Here is a 19754-nt window from a genome sequence, read left to right on the forward strand (position 1 = left end):
GAAAACCCTCTCAGTGCCGGAAAAAATCAGATCACGAAGTATAGATCGTCCGCGGCTTCCGACATCCAGTCCGTTGCATGATCAAACGGCATCGGCCGGGCAATCAGGTAACCCTGGATCGAGAAATCGCCCATCATCCGCAGCCGGTCGTATTGCTCTTCGGTTTCAACGCCTTCGCAGACGATGCCGATGTTGAGCGATCGGGCCAGATGGATGAGCTGGTTGACGATCACTTCCTTTTTCGGGTCCTGAAGCATCTGGCGCGTGAAGGAGCGGTCGATCTTCAGCCCGTTTATCGGCAAGTCCGAGACATGGGAGAGGGACGCATAGCCGGTGCCGAAATCATCCAGCTCGATATGAACGCCGAGCTCGAAGAGTTGCCGCAGCGCAGCCAGGTGACCCGACCGGTTGTCGTTCAGGAACACCGATTCCAGAACCTCGGCAGTGATCCGCTCCGGTCCGACATTGTGCTTTTCCATCGCGGCCTTGAAGTGCTCGAGCAGCAGCCCGGACGACAGGTGCGATGGCGAGATGTTCACGGAGATGCGGCCAAAATCGAGGCCCTGGTCGATCCAGTGCCGGGCAGCGGCAAAAGCCTTGTCGATGACAATCTCACCCAGGATCGGCGCCAGACCGGATTTTTCCACGACCGGCAGAAAGTCTCCGGGCGAAACCGTGCCGCGTTCGGGGTGTCGCCAGCGTACCAGCGCTTCGATGCCGGTAACGGCCTGAGTGCGCAGGTTGACCTGCGGCTGGAACACGAGGAAGAACTGATCGTTCTTGACCGCGTCCTTCAGTTCCAGCTCGATCTGTGCTTCCGTTTCGCTGTCTGTGCGCATATCCGGACGGAAGAAAGTATACCGGTCCTTGCCGTTTTCCTTGGACTGGTAAAGCGCGAGATCGGCATTGACCAGAAGCGTGTCGAAGTTGTCACTGTCCTCCGGGCACAGTGCCAGTCCCATGCTGACGGTCGGCCAGAACCTGTTGCCGTTGAACTCCATCGGCATCCGCATGATCCGGCGCGCCCGTTCGCACAACTCGTTGGGATCCGACGTTCCGCTTTCCGCCAGAATGACGAACTCGTCGCCTCCCCAGCGATAGGCCGTGCCCAGCCCACGGCAGACTTCGCGCAGCCGGCGGCCCGTCTCTTCCAGGCAATGATCGCCGGCAAGATGGCCGAGCGTATCGTTGACCCGCTTGAATCCGTCCATGTCGACGTGAACCAGGAACGCCGGCTTCTCGCTCCGGGCGAAACGCTCCTTGGCATCGCGCTGGCAGCCGGCGCGGTTGGACAGTTTGGTCAGGGGGTCAAAATAGGCCAGGCGCTCCGCCCGGACCTTGGCTTCGCGGGTTTCGTTTTCCCGCTGCACCCGTTCGGAAACATCATTGGCAATGGCCACGAACAGGTCGCGGTCCTGATCGCGGAGAAGCTGTACCCTGAGATCGACCGGATATTCCGTGCCGTCCTTGCGCCGGTGAACGCTTTCGACCGACAGGTTGTCCCGATGTCCTTTCAGGAGGGGCGCGACGTGGCGCCGGACCGTGTTCGGGTCGTAAACGGGATCGATATCGCCGATTTTCTGGGATTTCAGCTCTTCGATCGTGTAGCCGAGATTGGCCAGGGCACAGCGGTTGGCATATTCGATCTGGAAGGTTTCCGCGTCGAGGATGTAGATCTCGTTGAGCGAGGACTCCAGAATATTGGCCAGCAGATGGTTCCTGCGTTCTGCCAGGCATCGGTCGGTGATGTCGTGAACGGTCCCGATCACCTTGGATGCCTTACCATCCCGACCGGCAAGCACATACCCGCGAACGTGCAGATACTGGATGGTGCCGTCGTCATGTACCAGCGGGTGTTCAGTGTCGAATTCACCGCAGGATTTCACCGCTGCGTTGACCGCGTCCAGGGTTTTCTTCCGGTCGTCACCGGGAATACGATCAAAGAGATAGGCCTGGATCTCGTTTGCCGGAAGGTTCGGCGGGATCTTCATGACTCGGTAGTATTCTTCCGAGCCCAGGATTTCGTTTGAAGCGATATCGCGTTCCCAGCTGCCCACATGCGCAATCCGCTGGGCTTCGATAAGTTGAAGCGTGCTGCTTTCCAGCTTCAGGGTATTGTCCAGAACTTCTGCCTCGAGACGCGAACGCGTCAGCTGCACGGAGGACTGAAGACGGGACAGGAGACGAAAGACCACCGTCCATGCGAGCAGCGCCAGACCGATGCCTGCCATCAGAGAAAGCAATGTCCCCTTGGCAAAGTCCCAGATGTTGTCCGTGATGTCCTTTACCAGCAGAAGCTTCACGTCGTTGTTCGGGGTTACGACCATAATTGGCAGATCGCGAACCATGAACACCTTGCTGTTCTGGAGGAAGAAGCTGTTGAAGCCGGCGAAGTGGCCGTTGGAGGCGATCTTGCTGAAGTCGAAGCCGGTCGGCGTCAGATTGCCCAGAACCTTGTAGTGAACCGTGCTGGAATCACCTGCTTCGGCGACTTCGCAGGCCTTGACGATCTGGGCATTGACCGCGGAACTGGCCAGCGCGAGCGATTGTTCGATATTGATCGCGAGTTTCAGATACCCGATCCGGGTTCCCTCAACGAGCCAGGGTTTCAGCACGCTGACGATGAACTCGTTGTTGCGGCCGAGTTCGATAGCATCGACTTCGCGAAAACGGTTGGAATTCAGTTCGGTCTCGAAGCTGGCGGAATCCTGTGCCGGGGTGGCATTGCTTTGCGCGCGATAGACGATCTGCTGGTCGGCGGAATAGATGGTCAATTCCGCAATATTGAGATCGGCAGCTTTTCCGGCAAAGACCCTGTCGGCAACGGCCTTGATGTTGGCGGTGTCTTTCTTGCGGATGGCTGTCTGCAGATCGGTGTCGGCGCTGACGACACTGACTGCCTGATCGAGTGTTTGTTCCCCCAACGCCCTTTGATGCATCAAAAGACGTTCAGTCGTCCTGACGATCAGGTCCTGCGGCTCGCTCAGCGTACGATATTCCGTCACCACGTTCTGGAGCGTCAGGACGGCAACTGTCAGGCAGAGAAACGACAGAAAAACGACGCGAAGGGGTTTTTCGAAACGGGTTTCGTCCTTGCACCACCGCGCCAGGATCTGGTCAAGAATGGCACTCGGACTTCGCCCGTGCGCATGCGTGCGCGATTTCTCGTCGCGCAAGTCCTTGTCTTGCCAAAACTCTTGCTTGCCCACGCGTTGCACCCGTTCCCCCGAGCAGCCGTAGCTCCTCTTTGATCGGCAAGGACAGTCCGCTGTTTGTTATGGTCACCGGGCACGGCGAAGTTATGCAAACCATCACTGCCAATTTTCTCAATAGGCTGTATTGGTTAAATTGTATTGAATGTGTTCCTTAAGGCTTATTAAGAATAGAATTCATCCGAGAGGAATTCTTCCAGTCTCAAGATCAAATGTATTTGCGCTGAGCCTGATGATTGGCGATGCAGCAAAATAGTTTGATCTAAATCAGACGATCACCTTTGAGCGTCACCAGTTGAGGTAATATCGCCGCCCAAGCGTCTGTGTTCGACCCAGCCGATTGACGCGAGCCAGCCTCAACTTGGCAAACAAGTCGTATGGCGCGGTTCTATCAACTCTCTGATGCGCTTGCGAAGAACTCGAGAAGGGCAGTGACCGTCTCTTCCGGGGCTTCTTCGGGCAGGAAGTGCCCACCGGGAAGCGCGGCGCCGACAGCGGTCCTTGACCAGCTCCGCCAGACTTCAAGCGGATCGTCCACGCTGGTGGCGATACCTTTACTTCCCCAAAGTGCAAGAAGGGGAACAAGGATCTTTCTTCCCGCATCCAGATCCGCCCGGTCGTGGTCGTAGTCGACCGTTGCACCTGCGCGGTAGTCCTCGCAGGTTGCCGATACCCGGTCTGGTTCGCAAAACCAGTCACGGTTATGCGCCATGGCTTCCTTGGAAAAGCACGACAGGGTCTTGGCCGCAGTCCAGCTGGCCAGCGTGTGATCGAGAAATCGTATCGGTGCGGCAGAAATAGTTTTTTCCGGGAAAGGCGCAGCCTGGGCCAGAAACATCCAGTGATAGATCTTGAGGCCGAACAGCCTGTCCATCCGGTCCCAATAGTCACATGTCGGAAGGATGTCGAGAACGGCGACCTTCAGAAGGGCTTGCGGGTGATCGAGGGCAAGGCGGTAAGCCACCCGGCCGCCACGGTCATGGCCAGCCAGAAAGAACGTCGAGTGGCCGAGCACCTTCATGAGCTCGACCATGACCGAGGCCATGCTTCGTTTGGAATAGGCCGCGTGATCGTGTGATAGCGGCGGCACGGACGAACGGCCATACCCTGGCAGGTCGGGCAGGACGAGCGTGAAGTGTTCGGCAAGCTGCGGGGCCACCTTGTGCCAGCAGACATGAGATTGCGGGTAGCCGTGCAGCAAAAGCAACGGTGGACCGGACCCGCCGGTCCGGCAGAACAGCCGCACATCGTTGGCTTCCACAGTGATGCTGTCAAACCCCGGAAACAGATCCGGCAGGTCGTTTTTCACGTCTGTCTCCCCAGCCCGCACCGGGGAGAAGATTACCTTTGCTTTCAAGCGCCTGCCAAGTCCCGGAAACCGGAAATGCCACGATTGCCGGTTTTTCGCCTGGCTCGGCCTCAGCTTTCCCGGGCGATGGCCCGCCAGCCGATGTCGGTTCGGCAGAAGCCTTCCGGCCAGTCGATGTCGCGGATCCGCTCGTAGGCCCGTTGCTGTGCCTCGCGAACGGTGGTGCCGACCGCCGTCACGTTCAAAACGCGTCCGCCATTTGCCAGGATCTGCGTGCCATCGCGTTTGGTGCCTGCGTGAAAGACGGCAACGTCATCCGTTGCTGGTGTATCGAGACCACGGATTTCCGTGCCCTTGTCGTAGCTGCCCGGGTAACCCTTGGCGGCCATGACGACCGTCAGTGCGGCTTCGTCGCGCCAGTCTGCCGTTGTCTGGTCCAGCCGGCCCTCGACGCTTGCAAGCAGCAGCTCCAGCAGGTCGCTCTTGAGGCGCATCATCAGGACCTGGCATTCCGGATCACCGAAGCGGGTATTGTATTCGATCAACTTCGGGCCGTTCTTGCCGATCATCAGACCCGCATAGAGAACGCCCTTGAAAGGGGTGCCACGTTTGGCCAGTGTCGCGATTGTCGGCTCGATGATGGTACGCATCACCTCGGCAATCAGTGCATCTGTCAGGACGGGAGCGGGCGAGTAAGCGCCCATGCCGCCGGTATTCGGGCCTTCGTCACCATCATAGGCGCGTTTGTGGTCCTGGGCGGTGGCAAGCGGCAGTGCGTTGGTGCCGTCGGACAACACGAAGAAGCTCGCTTCCTCGCCTTCCAGGAATTCCTCGATGACGACTTCCGCACCTGCAGCCCCGAACGAGCCTTCAAAACAGGCCGTTACCGCCTCTTCGGCGTCTTTCAGGGTCATGGCGACTACGACGCCCTTGCCGGCTGCAAGCCCGTCGGCTTTGACGACAATCGGTGCACCTTTTTCCCGGACATAGGCGAGCGCGGCATCTGCCGTATCAAAGCGGCCGTATCCGGCGGTCGGAATATCTGCTTCGTCGCACACGCCTTTGGTGAAGGCCTTGGAGCCCTCCAGTTGTGCTGCTGCCCTGGACGGACCGAAAGCCTTGATCCCGGCCGCTTCCAGATCATCGACAAGGCCCGCCACAAGCGGTGCCTCGGGGCCGACGACCACAAGATCGATGGCATTTTCGCGACAGAAACCGATGACTGCCTGATGATCCGCGGTGTCCAGATTGCAAAGCTCGGCCACCTCGGCAATCCCGGCATTGCCGGGCGCCGCATAGAGCTTGGTCAGCTTGGGAGATTTTGCCAGCGCCCAGGCGAGCGCGTGTTCGCGGCCGCCGGATCCGATCAGGAGAAGTTTCATAAACGGGCAGTCTCTTCGTGAAGGTTGAAGCAAGAGGGCCGTCCCCTAACACGGAGGGCGGCATACCGCAATTGGCGGCGCGTGCAACGGCGCATTTCTGCCGGTCACAGCCCAACTTGTGACGCGGCGGGAGAGGTGGTTTCCGCGCCCAGGAAAAGGCCGGAACGCTTGTCAGCCAGGTGTGGCAAGCGCGAAGAGGAAACCGAGGGCTGACCGGGGTTGGGTCGTCAGACCATGGCACCTTGCCCAACTCTGAGTTTCACGATAGCGCCCCTGTGACCTCTTGCGGGATGAATTTCCTGCTGAAAATCGCTAAAAGAACCTGAGAAGGGCGGAAAGCAGGAGCGTTTCCGCCGGATAATCGAGAAATGGACGGATCGAAAGTGTTTTCCACGAACGACACGGGGCCGGTTGCAGATGCGGTCAAGCAGCACTGGGTGGACACGCGGCTGCCGGCTGGCCTGCGCCCCTATGCGCGTCTTGCCCGCTGGGAACGTCCGATTGGTTGGTGGCTGTTGCTGTGGCCCTGTTTCTGGTCGGCGGCATTGGCGGCGGTCGCCGGTGGCAAGGCCTGGCCGGACCCCTGGCACATGGTTCTGTTTTTCATCGGTGCGGTTGCCATGCGCGGTGCAGGCTGCACCTACAACGACCTCGTCGACGTCGACATCGATTCCAAGGTCGAGCGGACCCGCTCCCGGCCCATCCCGGCGGGGCAGGTGTCCAGACTTCAGGCAAAGATCTTTCTGGTGGTCCAGGCCCTCATCGGCCTTGCGGTGCTGCTGCAGTTCAACACCTACACGATCTGGCTGGGCATCGCCTCGCTGCTGCCGGTTGCGGTCTACCCGTTCATGAAGCGCATCACCAACTGGCCGCAGCTGTTTCTGGGGTTCGCCTTTTCCTGGGGGGCGCTCATGGGCTGGGCGGCCGCCTTTGGGTCCCTGTCCTGGTCACCGGTGTTTCTCTATATCGGCGGCATCTGCTGGACGATCGGCTACGACACGATCTACGCCCATCAGGACAAGGAGGACGATGCGCTTGTCGGTGTGAAGTCGACGGCCCGCCTCTTCGATGAGCACACCAAGCCGGCTCTCATCCTGCTCTACAGCTGCGCAACCGCGCTGTTCTTTCTGGCTGCGATCTTTGCCGATGCCGGTCCGGCCGCTTTTATCGGCATCCTGGCTGGCGTCATTCACCTGGGGTGGCAGATCGTCGTACTGGATATCGATGACGGCGATCAGTGCCTGCAACTGTTCCGATCCAACGGGACCTATGGCTGGATCCTGTTCTTCGGTTTCTTCGCCGATGCCCTTATCGGTGCGCTCTAACGAAAAAAGCCCCGCTCAGCGGGGCTTTTTTTGAAAACTGTCGTGTGCACGCTCAGGTGCGGGCAATGATCTCACGCTCATTGGCGTGGACGGTTGCCGAAGGTTCCTGCCGGCCGGGAAGACGGCGATTCAGGAAGCGCGGACGGCGGCCGGTCAATAGGCGCAGCTTGCGCCGGGGCGCAGGTTTTGAAGCCGGAACGGCGCTGTAGGCTTCGATCGGCTTTACCTTGCCGCCGAGGTCACACACCAGCATAGGCAGGTTGAACACCTGGGCCCACCGGCTCCACAGGACCGCGAGGTCGTCGGATTTCTCGGTTTCGGCCAGGGTGATCGACAGCGCGCTATCGGGATGTTTCAGGATCAGTGCCGCCACGATTTCGCCCGGCACCGCGCCCGGAACGATCCGGACCATGACACCATCGAAACCTTGAGCGGGCACCACCACCGTCACCGGAACACCGGCAACCCGCCGCTTGATGACCGCCCTGTCGCGATCCAGGAAAATTTCGGCTGGCAGGGAAGGGGTACCCGGCCGGTTTTCAAGGCGTTGCTCGAAGTGGGCCGGCAGGCAACCGGGATGCGGCATCGTTTGGGCGCCGACCCCGGTTGCTACCATTTCCTGTATTTCTGTTTGACGTCTCAAATGACTCTCCACCGGACCTTTAGGTCGGACCATTTTTGGTCTCTCGATGCATTCAATCTACTGAAGAAAAGTCGTGAACCACTTAAGATACAGAGTTAAAAAAGTCTGATTTATAAGAGGGTTACTGGAATGTAATCAGACAGGTAACACCTTGTTCAGTCATGTGGCAGATTCGACTTGATACAACCTTTGAATGAATTTTCCACCCTGTCCCGATCCCGCCTATCTTGCGGTCATCATTACGAAAATCGGATGAGGCGCTGCGGCATTGCAACCTCTTGCCGGAACCGGCTCAAAATCCCATTTCCCACCTATCAGGGGAAAACCATGGCTCTGGAAGGCGCCCGGCACGACCGGATTGCCCGCAAAAGGCCCCGACAGTTGCAGCGCAGCCGTGCGGGGCGTAAACAACTGCCGAACCAGAAGACGAAAGAGCGGACACGATGTCGGAACTGATTGATCAAAGCGAATTGCAATCTCGGGCAGCCCGTCTGGTGGAAGCAGCCCGCAAGGCCGGAGCTGACGCCTGCGACGCGATTGCGGTTACCGGTGTCTCGCTTTCGGTCGATGTTCGCGAAGGCAAGGTGGAAGAAACCGAGCGCGCCGAAGGCGACGATGTCACCTTGAGGGTGTTTGTCGGCAAGCGTACTGCTGCTGTCTCAGCCAACCGTCTCGATGATCCGGCAAGCCTGGCTGAACGGGCCGTCGCCATGGCCAAGGTCGCGCCGGAAGATCCCTATGCCGGTCTTGCCGATCAGGATCTTCTCGTGAAGGAGTTTCCGGAACTCGAGCTTCTGGACACAAAGGAAATGACTGCCGAGGATCTGACGCAGATTGCGCTGGAAGCGGAAGCTGCCGGTCTGGAAGTCGAAGGCGTCACCAAATCCGGCGGTGCGGGGGCCTCCTGGCGTCTTGCCGGTGTCGTTCTGGCGACCAGCCATGGGTTCCAGGGGTCCTATATGTCGTCCCGCTATGGCATGTCCATGACAGCCGTCGCAGGGGAAGGGACCGGCATGGAGCGGGATTACGATTTCGACAGTCGTACCTATTACGAAGACCTGGAAGCACCGGCGGAGATCGGACGCAGGGCCGGTGAAAGAGCTGTGCGCCGTCTCAACCCGAACAAGCTTTCGACCCGTACCGCGAACGTCATTTATGAATCGCGCGCTGCCCGCAGCATTCTGGGGCACCTTGTCGGGGCGATCAACGGGGCCGCAATTGCGCGCAAGACCAGCTTCCTGAAAGACCGGATGGGCGAGGCCGTGTTCGCACCTGGCATCCAGGTGGTTGACGACCCGTTCAAACGCCGGGGTGCCGCAACACGCCCCTTCGACGGGGAAGGGACCCGGGCGGAGCGTCTCGATGTCATTGAAGACGGTGTCCTGCGACACTGGTTTCTGGACGGTGCTTCCGCACGCGAACTGGGCCTGACGCCCAATGGCCGGGCGCACCGCAGTGGCAGCGGCACGTCGCCTGGCGCAACGAACGTCACATTGATGCCTGGCGAAAAATCGCTGGAAGAATTGATGGCGGAAGCCGGGCAGGGCCTGCTGGTGACCGACCTGATCGGTCACGGCGTAAACGGCCTTACCGGTGACTATTCGCGCGGGGCAGCCGGGTTCTGGTTCGAAAACGGCCAGATCGTAGAAGCCGTCAGTGAAATCACCATTGCAGGCAATCTGAAGGACATGTTTGCACGGCTCGTGCCCGGCAGCGACCTCGACAACCGTTATTCGGCAGCCACTCCCTCGGTCATGATTGAAGGAATGGCCCTTGCCGGAAGCTGACAAGGGCCTGAACGACACCGGACGAAGCGAAATCGGGCTGGATGAAGCCGGAAGGGACGCGGACCTGCGCCTGTTGGAGTTGGCTGCGCGCCAGGCGGGCGATATTGCGCTGGGTTTCTTCGGTCAGGATCCGGAGACCTGGTACAAGGGCAAGGCGGGCATGTCGCCGGTTTCCGAGGCAGATCTCGCGGTAGACCGTTTTCTCGCGGACTACCTTCGGTCCGCGCGGCCGGACTACGGCTGGCTTTCGGAGGAAACCGCAGACGACCGCAGCCGGCTCAACCACGAGCGTGTCTTTATTGTCGATCCGATTGACGGCACGCGAGCCTTTCTGGCGGGCGGCGACGAATGGACGGTGGCGATTGCCGTGGTCGAGGCCGGTCGGCCCGTTGCAGCTTCGGTCTTTTGCCCGCGCCGGGACGAGATGTTTCTGGCCCGTTCAGGCGGCGGAGCCTGGCTCAATGGGGCACGACTGGCGGTGTCAGATCGCACCGGCCTTTCCGGCGCAACCTTGACCGGACCTCATTCCATTGTTGCCAATCAGGACGTTGTCGCTGCAGGTTTTGTCGGCACGGAAATCCTGCGCTCCCTGGCCTATCGGCTGGCGATCGTGGCGGCGGGACGGGTCGATGTCGGGGCCGCACGAGGCGGGCCGAGCGATTGGGATCTTGCGGCGGCGGATCTTTTGGTGCAGGAAGCGGGCGGTGTATTGACCGACCTGTCGGGTCGGAACCTGATCTACAACCGCGCCAAGACCGGCCACCCGGCCCTGATCGCAGCTCCTGTTGCGCTGATCGGGCCTGTGCGCGACGCGCTCGACGACCTGATCAGGTAACAGACCGGTTGCAGCGACGAAAGCGAGGATATTGATGAGTAATACCGATACTCCGAAGCAGCTCCTTCATCTTGTGTTCGGCGGCGAGCTGGAATCACCGGAAGGGCTGACGTTCCGCGATCTGGACGAACTGGATATCGTCGGAATCTACCCGAATTATGCCGAAGCCTACAAAGCCTGGAAGTCCAAGGCGCAGGCGACGGTCGACAACGCTCATATGCGTTACTTCATCGTCCACATGCACCGCTTGCTCGATCCGGAAACGGCTTCTTAAGGCAGCGCAGCTCTCTCAGGCGACAACACCAAATGATAAAACGCCTCGGCCGTCAGCCCTGGGTTCTGGCCAGCATCGGCACTTTGATGGCCGTTTACCTGAAACTGGTCTACCGTACCAACCGGTTCGTGATCGATCCGGAGGGCGTGCACGAACGTTCCGAACAGGATCTCCCGGTTATCGTGGCCATGTGGCACGGCCAGCACTTCATGGTGCCCTTCGCCAAGCCGGCTCACTGGCCCGCCAAGGTGATGATTTCCCGGTCTGCCGATGGCGAGGTCAACGCGATCGCGGCCCGCAAGCTCGGCCTCGGCCTGATCCGTGCCTCCGGCGGCAAGAACGCACGCCAGATAAAAAAGCGCGGCGGCATGCGTGGTTTCATCGAGGCGCTTCGTGCGCTCAAGGAAGGCTATTCCATCGCCATGACGGCGGATGTGCCCAAAGGTCCGGCCCGCAAGTCCGGCGTTGGCATCGTTCAGCTTGCGAAGCATTCGGGCCGTCCCGTCCTGCCTGTGGCGGTGGCAACCAGCCGCAGCATCGAGCTGAACAGTTGGGACAAGGCCAGCGTCAACCTGCCGTTCGGCCGGGGCAGCATCGCGGTGAGTGATCTCATCTGGGTTCCCGCCGATGCGGACGACGACACGCTTGAGGAATATCGCCTCAAGGTGGAAGAGGGGCTCAACGCCGCAACGAAACGTGCTTACGAGCTGGTCGGAAGGGCGGATGGCTGACCGGCGACCCCTTGTCTTCAGTCTCTACAGGGGCCTTGCACGGGCCCTGACGCCTCTGTTCAATCTGCTTTTCTGGCTGCGCAGCCGCTCCGGCAAGGAATTGCCGGCCCGCAAGGGGGAGCGTTTCGGACGGAGCGCAACAAGCCGGCCTGCCGGCAAGCTTATCTGGATCCATGCGGCCAGTGTCGGTGAAACCGTATCCGTGCTGCCGCTGGTTGATGAACTGACGGGGTCCGGCAACAAGGTGCTCCTGACCACTGTCACCGTGACGGCGGCACAGCTGGCACAGGGCCGCTTGCCGGAAGGGGCGATCCACCAGTTCATGCCATTCGATGCGCCTGGGCCGATCTGCCGATTTCTTGACCACTGGTCCCCGGACCTGGCGATGGTGGTCGAGTCCGAAATCTGGCCGTGCCTTTTTGATGAAATGCGTTCACGGCAAACGCCCTTCGTGCTTCTCAATGGCCGCCTGTCGGACCGGTCGTATCGAAGCTGGGCGCGCTTTCCGCGTATTTCCGGATATCTGTTTCGGTGTCTGGACATGGTTCTGGCGCAAAGCGCCGCCGACGGCGAGCGGTTCCGCCTGTTGGGCTGCCGCAATGTTTCAACGCCCGGCAATCTGAAATTCGATGCACCGGACCCGGCCGTGGACGAAGGCCAGGCAACCGCCCTGTTGGCACAGACAGGAGCGCGTCCTGTCTGGCTGGCCGCCCTGACGCATCCGGGCGAGGACGAAATCGTGCTCGAGGCCTTTGGCCGTCTCACCGAGGAATTTCCCGGTCTCCTGCTGGTCCTGGTGCCGCGACATCCCGTTCGGACAGATGATATTGCGGCCATGATCGATAGCCGTGGCCTGCTTGCGGCGCGTCGAAGTCTGGATCAGGCAATTGAAACGGACACAGATGTCTATCTCGGTGATACACTGGGCGAGATGGGACTTTTTTACAGATTGGCACCGGTGACGTTTTTGGGTGGTTCATTCAACGATGCAGGCGGTCATAACCCGGTGGAAGCTGCATTGTCGGGCTCCGCGCTGGTCACTGGCCCGCGTGTTGCGAACGCCCGAGCCGTCTACAAGGACTTCTGGAGCCGGCGGGCTTCGCTGAAAGCGGAGTTGCCGGAGAACCTGGCAGATTGTGTCGGCAGTCTTTTGCGCGATGCTGACGCTGCCCGAGCGCAGGCGGAAAGAGCAAGAGCCCTGGTCGAGGCCGGGCGCGGTGCCTTGGCCGAAACCCTGAAAGTGTTGCAAGCCATGCTGGGAAAAGCAGGTCCGGCGACTGACGATCCGCTGCCGCGGGGCCGCGCATGAAGTCGGCGCCCGACTTCTGGTGGAAGCCGGGACAGACACTGGCAAGTTGGCTGCTGTCGCCGGCAGGCTGGATTTACGGACTGGTCTCTGGCCGCCGCATGTTGAAGAAGCCGAAAGCGAAAAGCCGGTTGCCTGTAATCTGCGTCGGCAATTTCGTCGTTGGCGGAACCGGAAAGACCCCCTTCGCCATCGAACTGTCCTACAGATTGCAGGAAGAAGGCTTGCGGCCCGGTTTCCTGCTGCGCGGTTACGGCGGCAAGGCAAAGGGGCCGCTCCTCGTCGATGCCGGCATGCATGACGCCGATGTTGTCGGTGACGAGGCCTTGTTGCTGGCCCGGTACGGTCCAACCGTGATTGCGGCCGACAGGCCGTCGGGGGCACGGCTTGCCGAACAGCAACCCATTGATGTCCTTTTGATGGATGACGGATTTCAGAACCCGGCGCTGGCCAAGGATCTCAGCCTGGTGCTGGTCGATTGCAGCGTGGGGTTCGGCAATGGCAAGTGTCTGCCTGCCGGGCCCTTGCGGGCACCTGCGGCCAAGCAGATCGTGAAGGCCGATTGCCTGGTCCTGGTAGGCGAGGGGGATGCGGCAGAGGAAGCTGTGCATCTGGCCGGACGCAAGGGGCTGCCGATCCTTCACGCGCATGTGCGGCCACAGCCGAACGATGAACTGGCGGGAAGCAGGCTCTTTGCATTTGCGGGCATCGGCAGACCGCAGAAATTCTTCGATACGCTGAAATCGCTTGGCTACGACGTGAGGAAAACGCGGGAATTCCCCGATCACCATCAATACACGCAAGCCGACGTGCGTGCGCTGCTGACCGAAGCCGAGGAAGCCGGGTTCAAGCTGGTGACGACGTCCAAGGACATGGCCAGGCTGGAAACGTCGACGGGAGAGCTGTTCCACTGGATCGCATCCAGTGCGGCCGTTCTGGAAGTGCGAATGGAGATCGACGACGAAGACAGGCTGGCGTCACTCATCAAAGAGCGGCTACGTCGGCGTCAGTTCGGAAAATGAGGCTGCTTGACTTCGCCTGACGCGGCTCAGCGCGTTTCCAGATACCGCTTCATGGACGCATTGGCATCGACATAGGCTTCCTGCCGTTCAACAGACCAGTATTTCAGCTCGTCCAGCGGGATCGCCGTTCCGGTGACCGCACAGCGCACGAATGTCCCCGGTGTTTCCACCTGATAGTCGCCGTCCAGGTAGCGGACGCGGGCTTCATTGGGGATGCGCGGATTTTCGTAGCGGTTCATGATCTGCAGTTTGGCTGTCGGTCTATCGGGAAGTCTTGATAGCATTTATGGCAGACTGGCAGGAGAGGGCAAGTTAAAGCTTTGCCAGCGGGCCTTTTCCCCGTTGTGGGACAGTCGGCTTCAAAACCGCGCAGGGTAACCCGGCCCCGACTGCATTCCGGCGTGCGGTACCGTATGACTGGCAAGTGGAATTCTCCGCTTATGGGATGATTTGCGCGCCAAAACGCCTATGTTGAGAGAAACAACCAAATTGCCCGGTCTGGCAATGCAACCTGCATCGGCAGACACTCCGGGCGAAATCAGGACAGACAGATGACCCTTTCCACCACCGATCTTATCGAATCTTCAGGCCTGGGCCTCGAAACGGCAAGGCGGATCACTCAGGACGCACTTGATGGAGCGGATGATGGCGAGCTTTTTGTCGAATATCGGCAAAGCGAGGGCCTTGTCTTCGACAACGGGCGCCTGAAAGGGGCCAACTACGACACCGCACAAGGTTTCGGCCTGAGAGCCGTTGCCGGTGAAGCTGCCGGTTACGCCCATGCCGGAGATATCTCCGAAGGTGCATTGAAGCGGGCGGCCGATGCGGTCAGCGCCGTCAAGAAGGGGTATTCGGGTAGCTACGCGGCAGCACCTGCGCGCACCAACCAGACGCTTTACACCGATGCAAATCCGCTTGGCGGGCCGAGCTTCGAGGACAAGGTCAAGCTACTGCAGGAAATCGATGCCTACGCGCGGGCAAAGGATCCACGCGTGCGGCAGGTGTCCGCGTCTCTGGCGGGGTCCTGGCAGGTGGTCGAGATCCTGCGTGCGGACGGTCATCTGGTGCGCGATGTGCGTCCGATGGTGCGGCTCAGCATTTCCGTCGTCGCCGGCAATGACGAACGCCAGGAAAGCGGCTCTTTCGGTTGCGGTGGCCGGGAAGGCTTCGAGCGTTTCATCACCACGGAAAACTGGCAGGGCGGTGTCGACGAGGCGCTGCGTCAGGCTCTGGTCAATCTGGAAGCGGTTCCGGCACCTGCCGGCACCTTCGATGTCGTGCTGGGGCCGGGCTGGCCGGGCATTCTCCTGCATGAAGCCGTCGGCCACGGACTGGAAGGCGACTTCAACCGCAAGAAAACGTCCGCGTTCGCCGGTCTCATGGGCCAGCGCGTCGCTTCGCCTGGCGTGACCATCGTTGACGACGGAACGATTGCCGATCGTCGGGGCTCGCTGACTGTGGACGACGAAGGCACGCCTTCCAGCCGGACGGTACTGATTGAGGACGGTATCCTGAAGGGCTACATGCAGGACCGCCAGAACGCACGCCTGATGGGCATGGAACCGACAGGTAATGGCCGCCGGCAGTCCTACGCCCACATCCCGATGCCGCGCATGACCAACACGGTAATGATGGCCGGTGACAAGGACCCGGATGAGATCCTGGCATCGGTCAAGGACGGCATTTACGCCGTGTCTTTTGGCGGTGGCCAGGTCGACATCACCTCCGGCAAATTCGTGTTCTCCTGCACCGAAGCCTACCGCGTGGAGAACGGCAAGGTTGGCGCGCCGCTGAAAGGCGCAATGCTGATCGGTAACGGACCGGACGCGCTGACCCGCGTTTCCATGATCGGGAACGACATGAAGCTCGATCCCGGCATGGGCACCTGCGGCAAGCAGGGGCAGGGCGTGCCGGTTGGCGTCGGCCAACCATCCATGCGCATCAATGCCATGACCATAGGCGGGACGGCGGTCTGACAAAGCCGCCTGGAAGGACCTATGCCGGACATAAAATTCGTCATCTTCGATATGGATCTGGTGCTCTACGACTATGACCACCAGATCCGCTTGAAGCTGCTTGAAGAGCTGACAGGAAGGCCTGCGGCCGATATTGATCGCTCGGTCTGGGGCGGTCCTCACGAGAATGCAGCCGAGGCGGGAGATCCTGCAACGGCGGATGCCTATCTGGAGCAATTTGCAAGGCTGCTCGAGTTTCCGATCGATTTCGAAACCTGGGCGGATGTGCGCCGGCAGATGATGCGCCCGCGCCGGAATGTCTTGTCGCTTGTCCGCCGCCTGAAGACGACCGCAGACATTGCGCTTCTGACCAACAACGGCATGCTCTTGAAGGATGCCTTGCCCGTCTGCGCGCCGGAAACGGTCGAAATTTTCGGTGAGAAAGCCCATGTCTCGGCTGAGTTTGGAGCCCGCAAGCCTGATCCGCTGGTCTTTGAGCGCATCTGCGGCCGCTACGGCTACGGTCCCGAGGAAAGTGCGTTTGTCGATGATCGCGCGGAAAACATAGAAGGGGCACAGAGCGTCGGGCTTAAGGGCCATCACTACGTGACTGTGGATGGCCTGGAAACGTTCCTGAGGGCTTGTCGGCTGATCTGATCCGGAACGCAGGTTTGCGCGATCAGGGTGTTTCAGTCAGGGCTTTGGGTGAAAGTGCCTTTGAGGCAGCAGGTCTTCCGAACTGAAACTCCCGTTTCCGGCTATCACCATGCCGCGTGCCACGCTCAGGTTCCTGGCAACGCCGCTTCCTTTCAGCAGACCGCCTCTCATGTCCGGATCATCTTCCTGAAAGGAGCCTCCGTCCGACAGTATGCAGCTGTCGACCGTGATATTGCCGAGGATCTGACTGCCGTCTCCCAGCATGCATCTGCCGAACAGGGCCGGGTTGTTGAGGAACCGGCCATGGCTTCCGATCCGGATTTCCGCGCCGGGCCTGTTGGCCTTGGCGGTAAATCCGCCTTCGCCGAACTGGTTCTTGCTACCGATCAGAATATTGCCGTTTGACGCTTCGAAATGGCTACCGGAGTGCACAATGTTGTCGTCGCCCAGCCGGATCTCTGCTCCGGATGAGGTCTTCAACGTGACGCCCGGATAAAAGATGTTGTTCCTGCCCGCCGATACGCCTTCGGAAACCAGCGTGGAAAAGGGATCCAGAACTTGATTTCCGTCCAGGATTTCCATCATCTGAGACAGCGGCAGAAACCCGCAGGCAAGGCGTGCGGCATCGATTGAGGCAAACAGATCGGACATGCGGTGCAAGAGCTCCGTCTTGGAGTACAGGGATAGATAGCCAGCCTTTGGACTGGACGTTGCCTGCCAGACTTTTTCACCGGACATCTGCAACGCTACGCAGCAAATACCCAACGTGCAATCAGCTTGTGCGGTTCTCGGCGTGTGGGCTGTCCTTTGATTGAAAATAAAGCACTTTTTTGCTGCAGTCGCTGGATTTGATTAAAGGATAGGGCGTATTCTCTGATATCGTTGAAGTGAGCCGAATTCGCCTGAAACAAGAAGGCGACGTGTCGGGACCATGCGGTTAAGGAGAAGGAATGGCAGCAGAAGGAGCCCCTCCGTTTTTTGCCGAATCGATCGTGTTTCTGGCCGCGACGGTCGTCGCCGTACCGATCGCCAAAAGGCTGGGGCTTGGATCGGTGGTCGGATATCTCGCTGCCGGAGCCGTTATAGGCCCGCACGGCCTAAAGCTTCTCGGCTCGGGCGAGGACGTGCTTCATGTCGCCGAACTTGGCGTCGTCCTGCTGCTGTTTGTCATCGGTCTGGAGCTGGACCCGCGAAAACTCTGGCGGATGAAGCGTGACATCTTCGGCCTCGGAACGGCCCAGGTGCTTCTGACCGGTGTGACCTTCTACGCCATAGGGCGGCTGTTCGGTTATTCCTTCACCACCTCTCTGGTTGCTGGCTTCGGCCTGGCACTTTCTTCCACCGCGTTCGCGCTGCAGATCCTGCAGGAACGCGGACAACTTTCCTCAGCCTACGGCCAGCGCGCGTTCGGCATCCTGTTGCTTCAGGATATCGCCATCGTGCCACTGCTTGCGATGGTCGCCATTCTGGCGCCGGGGGAAGGCCCGTCCACCTATACCCAGATCGCGAGCGAGATCCTGATCGTTCTGGCGGCGGTGGCTGCCGTTATCCTGACTGGCCGATATCTGGTGTCGCCGATTTTCCTGCTGCTGGCGGCAAGCCGCGCGCGCGAGGTCATGCTGACAGCTGCTCTCCTCGTCGCTCTTGGCAGTGCCGGCATCATGCATGCGGTCGGCCTGTCGATGGCGCTCGGGGCGTTCCTGGCAGGTGTTCTGCTGGCCGAATCGAGTTTCCGCCATACGCTTGAAGCCGACATCGAGCCCTTCCGGTCTTTGCTCATGGGCCTGTTTTTTGTCGCCGTCGGCATGTCGCTTGATGTCTACCTGGTGATGACCCACTGGGAAATCCTCGCAATCGGCGTCATCTGTGTGATGGGCGTGAAGGGCATATTCCTTTGGGCTCTGTCACGGGGCACCGGCTCGCCGAATTCCGATGCATTGCGCATTGCCGTCACGCTGCCTCAAGGTGGTGAATTCGCCTTTGTCCTGTTCACCGCCGCTGTCGGCGAACGCCTGTTGAGCTATCAGGCCGTCAACCAGCTGAACGCGATTGTGGTCTTGACCATGTTGCTGACGCCGGTTGCCTGCCTCGGGCTGGACCGGCTGGCGGCCAGGGTCAAGGCACGGGGTGTTGAAAACCCGTCGATCGAAACATTCGAGGAGGCAACTCCGACCGTGCTGGTGATCGGCTTCGGCCGCTTCGGCATGGTGGTGGCCCAGTTCCTGACATCCGAAGGGCTTGAGATCACCGCCATCGACAACCGGCCGGACCGTATCGCCTACGCCCGCAAGCAGGGCTACAAGGTCTATTACGGCGATGCGACGCGGGCAGACGTTTTGGCGGCGGCTGGGGCAGGCAAGGCAACATTGGTTGCCATGTGTATCGAGAACGACAAGGTGATGGGCAAGGCCATCGACCTCGTTCGAGAAGGCTTCCCCGAGGCACTGATCTTCTGCCGGGCGACGGACCGCGCGCATATGCTGGATCTCACCAAACGGGGCGTCGATTTCCAGATTCGTGAAACCTTCGAATCAAGTGTCGTCTTCGGCCGGGCGGCACTCGAGGCACTGGGAACTCCCCTCGACCGGATCGACCAGATCGAGGAAGACGTCCGCGACCGGGACGAGGAGCGGCTTGCCCAGCAACTGCGTGAGGGCATGTTTGCCGGCGCCGACAAGCTGCACAAGGTAACGCCGCGCCGGTCGATGGAGGCGAACGCTCCTGACGCACCAGCCGCGGAATAGACGGCAAGGCTCTTCACCAGGATTTCGGAAACAAAAAAGGCGCCGAATGGGCGCCTTTCGTTTGGTTGCTTGCGTTTCCGCGTCAGGGCAGGGCGTCGAAGCCTGCGGAGAACCCGTTCAGCGAAATCGGGATGCCGATCCCTTCTTCCGGGGTCTGGAAGATGATGAAGGTCGCCTGAGAGCCGGCCTGCAATTTGCTCAGCAGATCTTCTTCGAGAATGACCTCGGCAATGCAGCCGTTCGGAAGGCAGCGGACGAAACCGGCCCGGCCGATATCGGCGTTGTCGACCCTGAGGCCAAGACCAGACGGCAGCAACACGCCGAGCGGTGCGAGAACCCTGAGAATGCGGGCCTGCTTGTCGGCGGTTTTCAGAATGATCACGGAAAGCCCGACGTTTTCCCGGTCGGCCGCAGTGACGTTCTGGATCAGCGCGCACTGGTCACCGGTGGAACCGGGAGGCGTGTCGCAGCGCATTTGCCAGTCGCCGTGAGTCGAGCGGACCTCGCCTTGTGCCGCGGCGGGCAGATTTCCGTAAGTCAACGAACTGAAGACGATCCCGGCAACGGCCGCG

At 60.2% G+C, this 19754-nt stretch carries 17 protein-coding genes; 10 read left to right on the forward strand and 7 right to left on the reverse strand.

Features of this window, described 5'->3' with window-relative positions:
* Nucleotides 1-26: 26 nt before the first annotated feature.
* The 3 genes from ACVDG9_RS04215 to purD form a co-directional block, all read right to left on the reverse strand.
* Entirely contained in the window at nt 27-3176 is a 3150-nt protein-coding gene (locus tag ACVDG9_RS04215; protein WP_447237351.1) for a bifunctional diguanylate cyclase/phosphodiesterase, read from the reverse strand.
* Nucleotides 3177-3603: 427 nt separating this feature from the next.
* A complete protein-coding gene (locus ACVDG9_RS04220; RefSeq protein ID WP_447237352.1) occupies nt 3604-4521 on the reverse strand; it encodes an alpha/beta fold hydrolase in 918 nt (305 codons plus the stop codon).
* A gap of 110 nt (nt 4522-4631) precedes the next feature.
* A complete protein-coding gene (gene purD / locus ACVDG9_RS04225; protein ID WP_447237353.1) occupies nt 4632-5903 on the reverse strand; it encodes a phosphoribosylamine--glycine ligase in 1272 nt (423 codons plus the stop codon).
* Between the two features lie 368 nt (nt 5904-6271).
* On the opposite strand from purD, the gene ubiA reads away from it, so the two are divergent.
* Nucleotides 6272-7228, forward strand: coding sequence for a 4-hydroxybenzoate octaprenyltransferase (gene ubiA, locus ACVDG9_RS04230; RefSeq protein WP_055657806.1), 957 nt, complete (start codon nt 6272-6274; stop codon nt 7226-7228).
* A 52-nt stretch (nt 7229-7280) separates the two neighbouring features.
* On the opposite strand, the gene ACVDG9_RS04235 is transcribed toward ubiA, so the two are convergent.
* Nucleotides 7281-7871 (reverse strand): DUF6101 family protein, encoded by a 591-nt coding sequence (locus ACVDG9_RS04235; protein WP_208984425.1) that lies wholly within the window; start codon nt 7869-7871, stop codon nt 7281-7283.
* A gap of 443 nt (nt 7872-8314) precedes the next feature.
* Here ACVDG9_RS04235 and ACVDG9_RS04240 point away from each other — a divergent pair, with 443 nt between their 5' ends.
* From ACVDG9_RS04240 to lpxK, 6 genes are read left to right on the forward strand one after another with little or no spacing between them, the layout of a single operon-like run.
* Nucleotides 8315-9658 (forward strand): TldD/PmbA family protein, encoded by a 1344-nt coding sequence (locus tag ACVDG9_RS04240; protein WP_023002037.1) that lies wholly within the window; start codon nt 8315-8317, stop codon nt 9656-9658.
* Nucleotides 9645-10493 (forward strand): 3'(2'),5'-bisphosphate nucleotidase CysQ, encoded by an 849-nt coding sequence (locus tag ACVDG9_RS04245; RefSeq protein WP_447237354.1) that lies wholly within the window; start codon nt 9645-9647, stop codon nt 10491-10493. Before ACVDG9_RS04240 ends, ACVDG9_RS04245 begins: the two co-directional genes overlap by 14 nt.
* Nucleotides 10494-10527: 34 nt before the next feature.
* Nucleotides 10528-10767 carry a DUF4170 domain-containing protein gene (locus tag ACVDG9_RS04250; protein WP_023002035.1) on the forward strand — a complete coding sequence of 80 codons (240 nt, stop codon included), beginning with the start codon at nt 10528-10530 and terminating at the stop codon, nt 10765-10767.
* Between the two features lie 32 nt (nt 10768-10799).
* Complete coding sequence (locus ACVDG9_RS04255; protein ID WP_055657809.1) at nt 10800-11498, forward strand: lysophospholipid acyltransferase family protein; 699 nt, start codon at nt 10800-10802, stop codon at nt 11496-11498.
* On the forward strand, nt 11491-12807 hold the full coding sequence (locus tag ACVDG9_RS04260) for a 3-deoxy-D-manno-octulosonic acid transferase (RefSeq protein WP_447237355.1): 1317 nt from the start codon (nt 11491-11493) through the stop codon (nt 12805-12807). Before ACVDG9_RS04255 ends, ACVDG9_RS04260 begins: the two co-directional genes overlap by 8 nt.
* Nucleotides 12804-13826 carry a tetraacyldisaccharide 4'-kinase gene (lpxK, locus tag ACVDG9_RS04265; RefSeq protein WP_447237356.1) on the forward strand — a complete coding sequence of 341 codons (1023 nt, stop codon included), beginning with the start codon at nt 12804-12806 and terminating at the stop codon, nt 13824-13826. The genes ACVDG9_RS04260 and lpxK overlap by 4 nt, the downstream gene beginning before the upstream one ends.
* Nucleotides 13827-13852: 26 nt before the next feature.
* Here the strand turns inward: lpxK and ACVDG9_RS04270 are convergent, their stop codons facing one another.
* Nucleotides 13853-14065 carry a DUF2093 domain-containing protein gene (locus ACVDG9_RS04270; RefSeq protein ID WP_023002031.1) on the reverse strand — a complete coding sequence of 71 codons (213 nt, stop codon included), beginning with the start codon at nt 14063-14065 and terminating at the stop codon, nt 13853-13855.
* Nucleotides 14066-14377: 312 nt separating this feature from the next.
* Between ACVDG9_RS04270 and tldD the strand changes: the two genes are divergently transcribed.
* Both tldD and ACVDG9_RS04280 read left to right on the forward strand, forming a co-directional pair.
* Nucleotides 14378-15802 carry a metalloprotease TldD gene (gene tldD, locus ACVDG9_RS04275; protein WP_023002030.1) on the forward strand — a complete coding sequence of 475 codons (1425 nt, stop codon included), beginning with the start codon at nt 14378-14380 and terminating at the stop codon, nt 15800-15802.
* A gap of 21 nt (nt 15803-15823) precedes the next feature.
* On the forward strand, nt 15824-16438 hold the full coding sequence (locus ACVDG9_RS04280; RefSeq protein WP_023002029.1) for an HAD-IA family hydrolase: 615 nt from the start codon (nt 15824-15826) through the stop codon (nt 16436-16438).
* A 36-nt stretch (nt 16439-16474) separates the two neighbouring features.
* Here ACVDG9_RS04280 and ACVDG9_RS04285 read toward each other — a convergent pair whose 3' ends face one another.
* Nucleotides 16475-17089, reverse strand: a complete 615-nt coding sequence (locus ACVDG9_RS04285) for an AraC family transcriptional regulator (protein WP_447237357.1) — start codon at nt 17087-17089, stop codon at nt 16475-16477.
* A 299-nt stretch (nt 17090-17388) separates the two neighbouring features.
* On the opposite strand from ACVDG9_RS04285, the gene ACVDG9_RS04290 reads away from it, so the two are divergent.
* Nucleotides 17389-19182 (forward strand): monovalent cation:proton antiporter-2 (CPA2) family protein, encoded by a 1794-nt coding sequence (locus tag ACVDG9_RS04290; protein ID WP_023002027.1) that lies wholly within the window; start codon nt 17389-17391, stop codon nt 19180-19182.
* Nucleotides 19183-19264: 82 nt separating this feature from the next.
* Here the strand turns inward: ACVDG9_RS04290 and ACVDG9_RS04295 are convergent, their stop codons facing one another.
* Nucleotides 19265-19738 (reverse strand): invasion associated locus B family protein, encoded by a 474-nt coding sequence (locus tag ACVDG9_RS04295; protein WP_051990219.1) that lies wholly within the window; start codon nt 19736-19738, stop codon nt 19265-19267.
* Nucleotides 19739-19754: the final 16 nt, after the last annotated feature.

The organism is Roseibium sp. RP-7, assembly GCF_053005225.1.

Coding starts and splice junctions, on each gene's coding strand:
- ACVDG9_RS04270 (WP_023002031.1), bottom strand. CDS start 14,065: ATGAACCGCTACGAAAATCCGCGCATCCCCAATGAAGCCCGCGTCCGC.
- ubiA (WP_055657806.1), top strand. CDS start 6,272: ATGGACGGATCGAAAGTGTTTTCCACGAACGACACGGGGCCGGTTGCA.
- purD (WP_447237353.1), bottom strand. CDS start 5,903: ATGAAACTTCTCCTGATCGGATCCGGCGGCCGCGAACACGCGCTCGCC.
- tldD (WP_023002030.1), top strand. CDS start 14,378: ATGACCCTTTCCACCACCGATCTTATCGAATCTTCAGGCCTGGGCCTC.
- ACVDG9_RS04285 (WP_447237357.1), bottom strand. CDS start 17,089: ATGTCCGATCTGTTTGCCTCAATCGATGCCGCACGCCTTGCCTGCGGG.
- ACVDG9_RS04255 (WP_055657809.1), top strand. CDS start 10,800: ATGATAAAACGCCTCGGCCGTCAGCCCTGGGTTCTGGCCAGCATCGGC.
- ACVDG9_RS04250 (WP_023002035.1), top strand. CDS start 10,528: ATGAGTAATACCGATACTCCGAAGCAGCTCCTTCATCTTGTGTTCGGC.
- ACVDG9_RS04290 (WP_023002027.1), top strand. CDS start 17,389: ATGGCAGCAGAAGGAGCCCCTCCGTTTTTTGCCGAATCGATCGTGTTT.
- lpxK (WP_447237356.1), top strand. CDS start 12,804: ATGAAGTCGGCGCCCGACTTCTGGTGGAAGCCGGGACAGACACTGGCA.
- ACVDG9_RS04240 (WP_023002037.1), top strand. CDS start 8,315: ATGTCGGAACTGATTGATCAAAGCGAATTGCAATCTCGGGCAGCCCGT.
- ACVDG9_RS04280 (WP_023002029.1), top strand. CDS start 15,824: ATGCCGGACATAAAATTCGTCATCTTCGATATGGATCTGGTGCTCTAC.
- ACVDG9_RS04260 (WP_447237355.1), top strand. CDS start 11,491: ATGGCTGACCGGCGACCCCTTGTCTTCAGTCTCTACAGGGGCCTTGCA.